Origin of the sequence: Paenibacillus sp. GM1FR (assembly GCF_002803315.1) — a bacterium.
Taxonomy (GTDB): Bacteria; Bacillota; Bacilli; order Paenibacillales; family Paenibacillaceae; genus Paenibacillus; species Paenibacillus amylolyticus.
In genome coordinates, this window is sequence record NZ_MKZL01000067.1 from 60310 (window position 1) to 73554 (window position 13245).

Consider the following 13245-nt stretch of genomic DNA (forward strand, 5'->3'; position numbering starts at 1 on the left):
CATTATAAACACGGGGAACAATATTCGTACAGACCAAACATCTCAATTCAGGAATTAAATCCTTACCGTCATACATAATTCGAGATGCTCCGACAGTTTTCCTTCTGTTCTGAAAAAAAGTTTATTGGGAATGACGTCCAGTTTACCTGTCAGGATGTCAAAAGTGGATTGATTCTGGCGACTACTGCTCCCCCGCGGGTATATACCCGCGGAATGCGGTACGCCATCATGCAGATCACTTCATAAGCAATCGTACCGAGCTGGGATGCCACCTCGTCTGCGGTTATAACGCCACCAGACTGATGACCGATGAGGACAACCTCTTCGCCGACTTGAATTTCTTCCGCCTCTTCCGCGAAAGATTGTAACGACACCATACACTGATCCATGCAGATTGTACCGACGACAGGGACGCGGCGTCCGCGTACAAGCACTTCTGCTTTACCTGTCAGCATTCTGGAGAATCCGTCTGCATATCCGATCGGCAGGGTCGCTATTCGTTCGTAACCTTGCGTAAAATAACGGGTTCCGTAACTGATCCCCCAATGGGGTGGCAGTGTTTTGACCAGAACCGCTTTTGTCTTCAGCGTCAATACCGGGGACAGCTTCACCACCTGATGATTCACCTCAGCCGAAGGATACAGTCCGTACAGGCTTATTCCCACACGTACCATGTCATAGGACAATTCCGGTGTATCAATGGCAGCGGCGCTGTTCGCCGTATGTATAATCGGGATGGAACATCCCTGATCCCTGAGCGCATGAACTACGCTTTGGAACCGTCTATACTGCTCCAGTGTATAGGTTTTGTCTTCTTCATCTGCTCTGGCAAAATGGGTAAACATACCTTCCAGCATCACCTGATTGAGCGAAGCTACTTCCTGAATGAAAGCCAATGCCTCATCGCCAGGCAACAGACCTAATCGGCCCATGCCGCTGTCGATTTTAATATGAACCTTCAGTTGGTTAGCGAATGTGCTCGCATCCAGATGTCGAATGGCGTCAAGCACTTCCCTGCTGAACAGTGTGACGGTCACATCATGTTGCCATGCAACAGCGATCCCTTCAGGCGGCGTATAACCCAGTACCAGGATTGGAATCGTAATCCCATGTTGTCGCAGTTCTAGAGCTTCGTCAAGAAAAGCCACACTTAAGTAATCCACACCCACTCGTTCCAGTTCCCTAGCCGTCTCCACCGCTCCGTGTCCATAGGCATTGGCCTTCACACAGGCGAGGAATTTCATGCCCTGAGGCAATGCCTCGCGGAAAGCTTCTACGTTAGTACACAAATGATCCAAATTGATCTCCGCTTGGGTCGGCCGATATTGTCCTTGCACGTTAAGTCACCTTCTCTAATCATCTTAATCCGGCTCACGTCAGACTCCATCGTAATGCTCCAGCATGTGACTGTCAAATGAACCGAAGTTTCGCATCCAAAAACAGATGTAAGGTGCGCCTTTTGAAGAACAAATGCGAATACAGAAGAAGACCGATAAGCGAGATTAGCAGGGCAAAATTCCACTTTTCACCCAAGCAAAATCTGCTTATATCGATTATTTACCCGGTTCCCTCTGCGTAGAAGCGCAATTTGCTTTATTGAGTGTATCGGGTAAGAAAAACAACGCTAAATGAACACCTTTCTTACATCAAAGCAAAGCACCGGAGAACGGGTCTCCGATGCTTCTTAGCATTCCTTATGTTTATGCTACTATTCGTTCATTTGTTCAAAAATCATTTGCCTGACTCTTCCTGCATGGATGTTGCAATGCGTACCATTTCGTTATCAGGCAGATCGGCACTGGTGATCCGATATTCTATGCCATCTGTCGTCCATGTCAGTGTCTGCAGTGCATCTCCGCTGACCATGCCCAGTGTGAATCCCAGATCCAGTACACGGGATGGGGCAAGCGATACGGCTCGATCCTGCGGTCTGGCTTCGAATATCGTGTAATTATATGTTCCTTCATAACGAAGCATAACCGAATAGTCCCCCGCCTCTTCCAGAATCTGATCATCCTTGAGCTGCACACCTTCCGGCGCATAGGTCGGCTGAATTACTCCGAAGCTGTCTGCACCTTCCGGTTCTGCGAGTGTTGGCTCTTCGCCTTCCTGACCTGTTGCAGCACCTTCTGTACCTTGCTGCTCTGTGTCCCCACCTACACCCGACTGTCCATCAGTAACGGCTCCATCAGGTTCAGGCGCAGTCTGAGGATTGGCAGGTTCTTTACCGCCCTCATTACCGGTTTGTTCCACAGGAGTCACACCGGAGTCCGTTCCTGTTTTGCCGCCTTCTTCTGTAGCGGCTGTCATGTTACGTTGCATGTCAAAGGCATCTTTCTCAAACTCAGTCCCGAATTTGAAGGAGTCAAATTTCACATCGACTACAACATTGGCATTGGAGTCGGATACCTCCACCTGTTTAGGTGCGTAATCGCTTTTGTTCAGCCAGATCTTCTGTCTGACGAGTGCATGTGTATTATAATTGGCAGCTACATCAAATACATAGCTCTCCTTCTCATCCGCAAACTGACGGGTTGTATCCCCCGTAATGCTCCGAATCAATGTTTCATAGAGATATACCTGTCCTTGATTATCTGGCCAGTTGCTCTGAAAACGGAAGCTTTTGTTCTGGCTCGGTGTCAAAACAAACACACCTTCATCGTTACGCAGCACAATCTGTGTTACATCCTTTTTGGCATTCGTTAACGCAATACGATAATAGGAAGGCTTCTGATGCCATACCTCGACCTTGTACTGCTGCGGCGTATCTCCGGTATGCAGCGTCATCACGCCTGCCCCCTGGTAACTTTCCATCTCTCCTACGACTTCGTTCAGATCTTTGACCACAGCTGCCGCATCCTTCTTCCCGCAGGCGGCAAGCAAGACCGATAAGACCAATACCATGGCAAGCATCCATGATATTCGGCGCATGACATCATCCCCTTTAGCACATGTTTTCACTTCAGGATTGTGCTTGCAGCAGAACCCCTACTTGATTAGTACATGTTATGAGGGACTTGTTCGATATATGCGGACTAGTTTGACAAGCAATCGGTGAAGTCCGTTAATACGGCATTACTACGCTTGCATAAGTCCTACCACAACGGAATATACACCGGATAACTCGTATCCTCTTCAGCGGCCCCAGGGCTTCTCTTCACCCACAATCTGCGCAGATCAGGCAGACCATACCCCGCAAGACGATAATCTCTCAGCGAATCATGATGGGCGTGTTCTTCCTTGAAGCTGTATGTGGGCAGAAGCAATGCCTCCTGAATCAGTCGATCTTCTAGCCGAATCAATCTATTCAACCGCTCCGCAGGTTCCTGGATCATGACCACTCGTCCACATTCCTGCTCCAGTTCATGTCTCCAGTAATCATTCATCGCAATCAGGAATAACGTGTTCTGGAAGGTGTACATCGTCACGAGACTCAGCAAGACATTATCATTGAAGATTACTCCTGTATAGATCAGATCACAATCCCCAAACCCCTCTTGATAGACTGCGTGGACCGGATCTCCCGGCATAATGTTGATATGTAGGCCAATCTGTTTACATCTCTCTGCAAACCAGACCATATCCGTCTCCATCTTCTCTCCTTCTTCCACCCACAGACTTAAACTCTGCCCTTGATAAGAGCTATGACGCAATAATGCTGAGGCCCGCACCAGTGAGGTCTCCACGGAAAGGTCAGGTACAGGTGTGACCGAACCATCCGGTTGTTCCGATTGCTGTTTCCCTGGCTCCCCTTGATCTGAACCCACCTTTAAAGGTTGCTGTACTCGTCCTCGAATCAGACTATAAGCAGCCTGCGTGTTCGTGCTTCCGAGCGCTTGCGACAACTCCTGCGCATTCAATAGCTGTTGAACAGCCCGGCGAAAATTCACCTCATGCTGCGGCCCTTCCTTCTGCATATTAAACGTCATATACATGCCACCCTGCATCTCATGCTGCACGGCACGAGGCTCCGCATCCGGAAATATATTATGCTTGATGACGGACTCCACCCTCCCAGAATGGGGAAGTTGCCATATTTCAACGCGGTCAATATAGGCTCGGCCTCGGAAGTAGGAAGGGAATACTTCCAACACAAGCAGCTTGGAATCATGACGCGTCAACCGATAAGGTCCTGTTCCAATCGGATGGAGCGGATTCATCTCCACATCTCTCGGCAAGATCGATGCAGACATACTACTCATCAGATCCGGGAACATGAAGTTAGGCTTGTTTAACACAAAACGTACAGTCAATTCGTCCAACGTCTCTATGCGCTCAATAGATCCAAACAGAGGCCTGCACGGGTTACTATTGTCAGAGATAATACGATCAAAGGTAAACTTCACGTCCTCTGAATCCAATATTCTGCCATGATGAAAGGGTATACCTTTGTGCAGATAAAAGGTCCATTCGCTCCCCTCTGAATGACTCTCCCATGCCACAGCCAGACTCGGTTCACAGACCTGGTGTTCAGCATTATAACGAACCAAACGATCAAAAACCTCCGCAACAATAAAAACTTCTCCCCACATGGCCGTCTGCGTGGGATCCAATGTCTTAAAAGGGATATTCCGTGGAATCCGCAATGTATCCACTCGTCCTCTGTCCCCTCCATTCGAACGCAGACCAAATTGATGCTGCATTTGCTGCATAAGATGTTCTCTCATCGTAATTGGTAAGGTGGCGGCCAGTTCATAGGCGTCCTCCATCCTGTTCCCATCCAGGAGATGGTCAAATCGTTCACGCGCCACTTCAAGCAACGGGACACAAAATACCAGCATCGATTTTTTGCCTCTTCCGCGCTGCGGGTTCCACCTGACCCATCCGTTCTCCTTGAATTTGTTCATAATGAGGTTCATATTGCGCATGGTACAACATAAAAGATCGGCAAGTTCACCTACCGTTGTAAGTACTTCTTGTTCATCATGTACATGTGGAAAGTTTAATCGCAGTTGAATGTAATGTTCTGATACGTCCATATATACCCTACCTTCTGCTAAAATACGAAATCCATCAGGATGCTTCTACAGTTTTTCTTCAGGTTTTCCTCCATTATACTCAGTAACATCAACATGACCAGTGGGAAGGAAGAACAACGATTTATGAAATACGCCGATCTGCACCCGAACATCAGGATACGTATCATTACTGATTTTTTCACCGATCTGACCCAAAAGTCCATCATTCCATTCATGGCGATCTATCTGAGTATTCAGATTGGCGCAGGTTTGGCGGGGTTATTGCTGACGGTCAATATTGTGGCTTCCATGATTGTGGGATTGTGGGCAGGATATTGGTCTGACCGAATTGGACGAAAAAAATTAATGGTGATCGCACAAAGTCTCCAAGTCATGGCTCTACTCGGCTTGGCCATCGCCAATTCGCCGTGGATGGATTCAATCATCGTCACTTGCCTCATGTTTCTGCTCAGCAGTCTCAGTTCAGGGATCACCGTGCCGATTGCTAATGCTATGATTGTCGACGTGAGCAGTGAACATGAACGTCATTATGTATATGGGTTGCAATATTGGACAACAAACGTTGCTGTAACTTTTGGTGCACTGATGGGCGGGCTATTTTTCGAATCATTTCGTTTCCTATTGTTCAGTCTGGTATGCCTTGAAAGCCTAGCTACCCTGTTTATTTTGATCTTTATGATTCGTGAAACAATGGATAAACGTGCATTAGATTATGGCGATGCTCCCATCCAGAGGAACATATTGAAAACGTACGGGGCGGTCTTTCAGGACAAACGTTTCATGATATTTTTCACGGCTACTGTACTTGCAGTCTCCCTGGAATTTCAATTGGATAAATACATCGCTGTTCGTCTAAAAAATGAATTCACCGCCCAACTGCTCGGCTCAGATATCTCAGGTCTGCATATGTTCAGCCTGATCATGGTCATCAACACCGTAATGGTTTCCTTGGTTGCCATTCCATTCACCAGATGGATAGGTCGCTTCCAGTCCCGATCTATTATGACTGTTGGTATGCTCCTCTATACCGCAGGTTTCACCGTACTTGCTTTCAGCAACTGGGCCTGGTTACTCATCTCATCCGCTATATTGCTAACCATTGGAGAATTGATGTACGCCCCTGTTCGTCAGGTCATGCTCGCGGGCATGATTCCAGATTCGGACCGTGCTGCCTATATGGCTGCTGACGGGTTGAGTTACAACGCTGCTGCCCTTCTCGGCAGTCTCGGGTTAACCATTGGAGCCTTTCTGCCCTCCTATGCGATGGCTGGTCTGTATATCCTGATGGGGCTTGGAGCGCTAATCTTTTTCCGAATGTTACTTCGGAGGGCAGAGGAACAAAATCAACATCTGCCGTGTGCAGATGCATCTTGATTTCACTTTTCTGGCAACTTTTCCGACAACAAAATAATCATCCTAGGGAGCCCAACTGGCTCTCTTTTTCATGTCCATGATCAACGTTTAGAAGTAAATTATCTTTAACATTTTGTATATTATAGTTTACATTTAGTCAAATATCATGTACATTAGGTTCATGGAGGTGAGCAAGTGGAAGAATTACACAATCACGTTCGGGAGTTACGAGCCAGAGACCGGCTATCCCAAGCAGAACTGGCCAAACTCATTGGTGCATCCCGTCAAACCATTGCCCTGATTGAGCGTGGAGATTACTCTCCGTCGGTCGTTCTGGCACTAAAAATAGCACATGTATTTCGTGAACCTGTCGAAAAAATCTTTGAACTGAAAGGTGGAGATTAACATGAAAAATTCATCATCCTCGTCCATTAAAAAGCGGTTGCGTCTTCCCTTGTATGCAGCAGGTGGCGCTGTAGTTGGTTTTTTCGGATCTAGCGGAATCAGTAAACTCCCTTCTGACTTGAACTGGACGCTGTCCGTGTACTATGACTATGATCTTTTATTTGCAATCCTGGCGGCTCTTGTGGTAGTTATGACGGTGTGGAACATCTTCAGTCTCTCCCGCACGCCATCTGTCCCTCCCATGGAAGATGATGCTTATGGAGATTCCGATTCACTCATCTCTCCCGCAGAGCGCTTCCTTGGAAAAGCGATGATCCTCAGCGGATTCAGCGTTATTCTTACGTTTACCTGGGCAGCACTTGCCTTGTCCTTGTATGCATCCAACCGAACCATGCCGAATTCTCCAGAACTGTTCAACCTCTTGAATTTTGTTGCTTCATGTATCTCTATTATCATCGTTGTGGTCGTGCAAACTCTGACTGTAAAGCGATACAACCGTTATTATCCTGAGCGCACTCTGGATCTGAACTCGCGCAACATGAAGAAGGATCATTTTGAGAAGCTCGATGAAGGCGAGAAATGGATTGTCTATCGCGCAGCCTATCGTTCTTTTCAGATGATGAATGTAATTCTTGGTGTTGGAATGGTTTCTATGGTTCTATATTCGATGCTCTTTACCTTTGCTCCATTCCCGATTGTAATGCTCTCTGTGATCTGGATTGCCAACATTGGAATCTATTATCGTGAAACCTATCGTGCAAGTAATCAGTAATACATGAGTAGGTAACTATTTTGTAAATATTTTCATAAAGGAGTGTTTGCATGCATTTATCCAAACGAAAGACCCGTTTCAGGTTCACCTCCCTAACAGGAGCTTTTATGGCTGCGGTTCTGTCTCTCAGTCTGTGGGTACCCGCAGTCCAGGCGGAGACCGCGACTCCAGTAGCTGCTGAACAAGGAAAGACGAAAGCGCTGACAACCGAATCGGCTACAGCTTTTCTGGATTCTTTCTTCGATTCACCTGAGGCAAAACCCCATTATGTGGGAGCCTCCGTTGTTGTTGTGAAGGATGGCAAAGTTCTGGCGGAAAAAGGATATGGCTTCTCCGATGTGGAGAGTAAAACAGCGATCGATCCGAAAAATACGGCCTTCCGTGTAGCCTCTGTATCCAAAACGTTCACGTCAGCTGCTGTAATGCAGCTAGTGGAGCAAGGCAAGGTTGATCTGCAAGCTGATTTTCAGACCTATGTGAAAGGGCTCGAATTCGATAATCCTTTTGACAAACCTGTAACTGTGGAGAACCTGCTCACACACACGACCGGATTCGAGATTCGTGATCCGCAGCAGGAAGACATCCATACTGATTTCGACAAGTACATAGCGATGGAGGATTACGCTAAGCAACACATGCCTCCTGTCGTTCGCGAGCCTGGTAGCGCCTATATGTACGATAATTTCTCGTTTTTGCTGCTTGGCATGATTGTTGAGAATGTAAGCGGCGAGCCCTTTGAATCCTACATGCAACAACATATCTTCAAACCGCTAGGAATGGATAATAGCAGTTTCATGCTGGACAAAAAGTTCCAAAAGCAGCTGGCCACGGGCTATGATGCGGCACACAATCCGCTTGATCTTTACACCATCTCTCCAACACCAATGCCTCAAGGTGGCATGTTGTCTACCGCTGAGGACATCGGGAAGTTCATGATTGCGTTCCTGAATGATGGCGTGAAGGACAACAAGCGAATTTTCAAGGAATCCACGGTGAAAAGCATGGAACAGTACCGTTCTTCCATTCATCCACTGTTACCAAACACGACGTATGGATTCGAAGCTGCATTTCAGCTTCCCGGAGCAGGAAGTAGTCCAAAAGTTATTACAAAAGGAGGCGACCTGACCGGATTCAGCTCTTATCTCTTCCTTATTCCCGAGCAAAATACAGGCGTTTTCCTGACGTATAATCAAAATGGAGCACTTCGTAACCTGTTCTACCCTGCATTCATCCAGAGCTTCTTCCCGGAATATGCAGAGCCTGTACAGTTCAAGGAATACACGCCGCAATCCGCAGCTGAGCTGCAACGCTTCACCGGATTGTACGCAGATCTTCGACTTAGCACGATTGTAAGTTCCTTGAAAGGTGGCGGGGATAAGCCAGGACAACTGAGCATTAACGATGTATTCCTGGGTCAACGCAACCTGATTCAGGTGGAAGATAATCTCTTCAAAGATGAATTGACTGGTCAATTCACAGCATTCAAAGAATATGCAGATGGAACCACATACATGAAAGAACCTTACCTCAACCCTATGGGTTATGAGAAAAAAGGTCAAAAGCCTATGGGCTTCCGGGATGTTCGTGAGAACAGTCCTTATGCCGAAGCCATCTATGCCATACAATCTCTTGGATATTATGAGAATGATGGCAACAAGTCTTTCCAACCAAAAACAGGTGTGACACGAGCTGAATTTATTGAGAACACCCTTAAACTGAGTGGATTGAAGCCCAGCAAAACTACGCCTCCTGCTGGCACCGACTGGGCAGATCATGCAGCAGCCGGATATATTCAACTCGGATATGAGTTGGGTATGATTACTGGCACGGACGAACAGCAATTTAAGCCGGATCAAGTGATTATCCGACAGGAAGCCATGGTCATGATGTGGAGAATTATGCAACTGCAATATCCTAGCGAACTGTTCAATGATGTGAAACTTGCGGGGCACACAGATGCATGGGCTGTACCAGCCATTCAGATGATGGCGAAGCTTGGTATCCATGGACCCGAGGTGAAGGTAATGGAGGATGGTTCTGTTGATTTCCTTTCCCGCAAACCTCTGATTCGTCAGGAAGAGGCTGCGATCATGTATGCGCTGCTTACTCAACCAACAGATCAAATCGTCGCTGAACTGATGGCTGCTCAGCAGCCGCAAGCAGAACCTGCTGAAGAAGCCGAAGCTCCAGCGGAGGCATCTGAAACTGCACCGGTTCCAGTACCAGCGCCGGTCCCTTCTGTGACTTCAGCACAATAAAAATAAAATATCTTCATACCGATTAGATTGATCATGCTTATGATGCAAGAAAAAAACAGGCTTGTTCAGAAGGATACGATCCTTCTCGAACAAGCCTGTTTCGTTACTTTTCATAACTTATTATAGCGATCGGTTAATGAGTTATATCCGTCTCTATTCGATCAACGAAGATACATGGTGGTTCCCGTTGCGCTGATCAAACTTAGCTGCAGCGGTCTGAGCATGCTCCGCAAAGTAATCGGCCAGCTTGAGCAGGTCGCCTGGATCGCCTTCATATGGGAAGGATGCTGGCAGACGCAATCGGTATTCTGGAGATTCTTCCACCCAGCGGCGAAGCAACAATGCTGCTCTGGCATAAAACAACATTTTGGCGTAAGGATCTTCATGATCAGCAGCAAACACCAGTGTTTCCTCCAGCACATCAATACCTTTTGCCGGATTTGTACGTGTGAGATAATCCATCTGCTCCGCAAAACTCTGCACAAAATCGTTCTGGCCTTTAATCAGCCGATATCCCTTGGTCTGATGTTTATCTGCTTCCGCAGTCCGTCCCAACCGATATAGCGGCATCAAAATTTCAGACAAAGTCAGATGCGGAATCTCCGCACAGCTCATACGCCCTTTCAGGATAGGCTGTGCCGCCTCCAACACCTTCTCATCGTCTCCTTTTAACAAGAAATATCGCATAATCTCATCCTGCTCACAGGCTTCGCAGTCACTCATAAAGTCACGATCCATCGTTCTGAATCGATCATAACTACGTCCCGCTTCCTCCAGCTCCCCAAAATCCATAAAGATCCGGAACCGATAATACCAGTAGGAGCGTTCGCTGTAACCGTAGGACTTGAAGCGCCGTCCGAAATCCTCCAACAGCTCTAGGATCTTCTCGCGTGATATTTCCGGGAAGTCGGGCATTTTGCCCAATATCCATTTGTACGACCACATTAACGTTTCTTCATCATATTCTTCGGGCTGTTGGTCGAACTTGCCCAGTTGCCAGGAAAAAGCAATCAGTGCTTTCATCGGATAACCGCAGAATGTTGCTGTCTCCACAATCTCCGATCTTGCTTCATATGCCTCTTCCTCCATGCCGTTCACATCGGCAACTCTTGCCGCTTCCTCCAGCATACCAAGCTTAGCCGGACCATTGGGCAAACCATAGGCCTCGTCCATCAGTTCTTCAAAATCCATCTCTGTCTTCATCAGGCTTCCCCCTTACGGTCTGTATTTGCACGCAAACCCCAATCAATAAAACGAACAATGCCCTGATTTAACACTTCAAGCTCCTGCTTGCTCATGGCATAATGCCCCATCATCAGTGCATTGACGTATAACATTTCGATGGCAATCGGTGTCATCTGGTCATCCGGTGATGTCAGTACCCGCTGAATGATCGGATTACTCACGTTCAAATACAAAGTTGAGTACCCTGCTGAACTCATGCCAGAAGACAATGAACCCAGAACAGACGAGAACAATTCCGTGCTCTCCTCACTTGCTTTTTCAAGCGCACGAAGTGTTGAGGATTCCTGAGACAGCGTGAACAACACCGGCAGATCCGAAGGTTTAAACCCTTTCACCTCAGCCCGACAACGGAAGCGCTGTAAGGCAGAATCGGCCAGTCGCAACGCATCATAATACTGATTACGCTCAGCGGGTGGCACATCGGTGAAACTCATCGAGACCTGATCCGGCTGTAGCCGCTCCGTGTGTACGTTGTGCACGGTCATCGGCAGTGTCGCCATCAAATCGCTGTCATAAATATAACCACCGTTAATTACCAGCATCGATTGTGCGGAAGCTACATGATGAATCTGACGGTACTCATCAACAGAGGACGTGAAATACAATGTCTCTCCTTCATCAATTAACTCACCCAATTCACGGTGACCCCTCGTACTCTCAAATGGCAACCAGCGATGAATCATCGCGTAGAATGCTTGATCCTGCACAGCCAATGCCTTCATGGACAGAGCATGCAGACGAATCAGCTTCTGAAGCCGTTCCGTCTGGCTCTCAGCCATGTCGGCCAGTCCCTTGCGAAGTGCGTCTCCGAGTTCGGAGCGAACTTCCTCCAGCTTCTCATTTTCATAGAAATGTTCCCGTGATGCTGTCGGTTGAAGCTCATCTGTCCAGATCAGACATTTCACGAAGAAAGCCCACTCTGGCAAAATGTTCTCAGCCTTCTCCGAAATCAGCATTCGCTTCAGGTAAACCCGGTGAGAACGCTTGGCATTCAGATTAACTGCGTGTGGCAGTACAAAAGCAATACCTCCGGTACGGCCTGAAGCTGTCGTCAACGGAATGAAGTCTTGGAACTGCTCACCAAGCAGACGTTCACCAAATGCCAATACCTCCGATCTGCGTGAACGTGCGAGTGCAGGGTCCATCAACCAGATCGGGGTCTCGCTATTCACCACATGTTGCACGCCGCCATGATACAGCGTGACCGGATACGGCAATAATGCTCCGTAATAGAACAGAGCTTCTTTCACATAATCCGGTTCAAAGTAGTGCGCCGCGTCCGGTGTGCAACGCAGATATACTTTGGTCCCCGGGGACAGCTGTGTGTCCAATTGTCGAATCGTATAGGTGCCATCCGGCTTGCCCCGCCACTCCATCGAAGGGCCGCCCTTCGCGGATTGCGTCAGCATGACAATTTCGTGACTCACCATGAAACAGGATAACAACCCAATCCCGAAACGCCCGATAAACGAAGTCTCTCCATCCAGCAGCGCTTGCTGCCCCCTCTTCGAGGATTGTCCAATCATCGCTAGGAATTCATGGATGTCAGCTTCGGTCAAGCCGATTCCGTTGTCCTCCACCATCATGGTCAATTGCTCACCTGTTCCCGTCAGTTCAACACGAACTTCACCCTGATACCCTGGCTCCGCCTCCGTTCGTGCGGTAATCGCATCCGTCGCATTCTGCATCAGTTCGCGCAAGAACACTTTAGGACTGCTATATAGATGGTTGGATAAAATCTGGATCATCCCGCTCAGGTTCACTTGAAAACGATATTCATTGGATGCTGTCATGACTCACTCACCTTCCTCTACGTCCAAACACAATATGTACCCATACGATGTATTCATATGGATGTGTTAGACGAATTCATTATGTAATCGTTAGAAACAGACGTTCCCCGTGACAGGCACGCCAAAACATCACGTCAAGCCGGCCCTGGATAACCAAGACCGGCGTTATATGCATATTTCAGGCATTCATGAGACGTAAGGCCTTATCTTCCATTACCACGTTATGAATAGCAATGAAACGGATGTTCTACCCTAAAATAAGGATACATGTTACAAGGCAGAGTGAAAACAAACCTGAGACCCGATTTCAGACAGACTTCAGGGTAAATGTGCATCTTACATTCGGGACTATTGAAGGAGGAATAGATCTTTTTTGTCGTCCATTTGAACGATATCAGCCTACCACACGTATAATCTCCAAACTCAGATCGGACGGTGAA

Annotated in this window: 9 protein-coding genes; 4 read left to right on the forward strand and 5 right to left on the reverse strand. The window is 47.6% G+C overall.

Annotation, left to right across the window (positions count from 1 at the left end; genetic code table 11):
• Positions 1-149: 149 nt before the first annotated feature.
• The 3 genes from alr to PAEAM_RS30820 all read right to left on the reverse strand — a co-directional run bounded on the left by alr (position 150) and on the right by PAEAM_RS30820 (position 4979).
• Positions 150-1337, reverse strand: coding sequence for an alanine racemase (gene alr / locus PAEAM_RS30810; protein ID WP_100529950.1), 1188 nt, complete (start codon positions 1335-1337; stop codon positions 150-152).
• A 394-nt stretch (positions 1338-1731) separates the two neighbouring features.
• Complete coding sequence (locus PAEAM_RS30815) at positions 1732-2931, reverse strand: outer membrane lipoprotein-sorting protein (RefSeq protein WP_100529951.1); 1200 nt, start codon at positions 2929-2931, stop codon at positions 1732-1734.
• 164 nt (positions 2932-3095) lie between these two features.
• Positions 3096-4979 (reverse strand): ABC transporter substrate-binding protein, encoded by a 1884-nt coding sequence (locus tag PAEAM_RS30820; protein ID WP_100529952.1) that lies wholly within the window; start codon positions 4977-4979, stop codon positions 3096-3098.
• Positions 4980-5072: 93 nt separating this feature from the next.
• Here PAEAM_RS30820 and PAEAM_RS30825 point away from each other — a divergent pair, with 93 nt between their 5' ends.
• The 4 genes from PAEAM_RS30825 (at position 5073) to PAEAM_RS30840 (ending at position 9767) form a co-directional block, all read left to right on the forward strand.
• The gene (locus PAEAM_RS30825; protein ID WP_165790117.1) at positions 5073-6353 is read left to right on the forward strand and encodes an MDR family MFS transporter; all 1281 of its coding nucleotides are present in this window, start codon (positions 5073-5075) and stop codon (positions 6351-6353) included.
• A gap of 174 nt (positions 6354-6527) precedes the next feature.
• Complete coding sequence (locus tag PAEAM_RS30830; protein ID WP_017690042.1) at positions 6528-6737, forward strand: helix-turn-helix transcriptional regulator; 210 nt, start codon at positions 6528-6530, stop codon at positions 6735-6737.
• Position 6738: 1 nt separating this feature from the next.
• Positions 6739-7509: a DUF3169 family protein gene (locus PAEAM_RS30835; protein ID WP_100529954.1), complete on the forward strand. Its 771-nt coding sequence runs from the start codon at positions 6739-6741 to the stop codon at positions 7507-7509.
• Positions 7510-7559: 50 nt separating this feature from the next.
• Positions 7560-9767 (forward strand): serine hydrolase domain-containing protein, encoded by a 2208-nt coding sequence (locus tag PAEAM_RS30840; RefSeq protein ID WP_100529955.1) that lies wholly within the window; start codon positions 7560-7562, stop codon positions 9765-9767.
• A gap of 153 nt (positions 9768-9920) precedes the next feature.
• Here the strand turns inward: PAEAM_RS30840 and PAEAM_RS30845 are convergent, their stop codons facing one another.
• Both PAEAM_RS30845 and PAEAM_RS30850 read right to left on the reverse strand, forming a co-directional pair.
• On the reverse strand, positions 9921-10970 hold the full coding sequence (locus PAEAM_RS30845; protein WP_076327271.1) for a hypothetical protein: 1050 nt from the start codon (positions 10968-10970) through the stop codon (positions 9921-9923).
• Positions 10970-12805, reverse strand: coding sequence for an HSP90 family protein (locus tag PAEAM_RS30850; RefSeq protein WP_100529956.1), 1836 nt, complete (start codon positions 12803-12805; stop codon positions 10970-10972). Before PAEAM_RS30850 ends, PAEAM_RS30845 begins: the two co-directional genes overlap by 1 nt.
• Positions 12806-13245: the final 440 nt, after the last annotated feature.

Excerpts from the sequence above, each read along its gene's own strand:
- PAEAM_RS30825 (WP_165790117.1), top strand. The coding sequence starts at position 5,073 with ATGACCAGTGGGAAGGAAGAACAACGATTTATGAAATACGCCGATCTG.
- PAEAM_RS30850 (WP_100529956.1), bottom strand. The coding sequence starts at position 12,805 with ATGACAGCATCCAATGAATATCGTTTTCAAGTGAACCTGAGCGGGATG.
- PAEAM_RS30845 (WP_076327271.1), bottom strand. The coding sequence starts at position 10,970 with ATGAAGACAGAGATGGATTTTGAAGAACTGATGGACGAGGCCTATGGT.
- PAEAM_RS30840 (WP_100529955.1), top strand. The coding sequence starts at position 7,560 with ATGCATTTATCCAAACGAAAGACCCGTTTCAGGTTCACCTCCCTAACA.
- PAEAM_RS30815 (WP_100529951.1), bottom strand. The coding sequence starts at position 2,931 with ATGCGCCGAATATCATGGATGCTTGCCATGGTATTGGTCTTATCGGTC.
- PAEAM_RS30835 (WP_100529954.1), top strand. The coding sequence starts at position 6,739 with ATGAAAAATTCATCATCCTCGTCCATTAAAAAGCGGTTGCGTCTTCCC.
- PAEAM_RS30820 (WP_100529952.1), bottom strand. The coding sequence starts at position 4,979 with ATGGACGTATCAGAACATTACATTCAACTGCGATTAAACTTTCCACAT.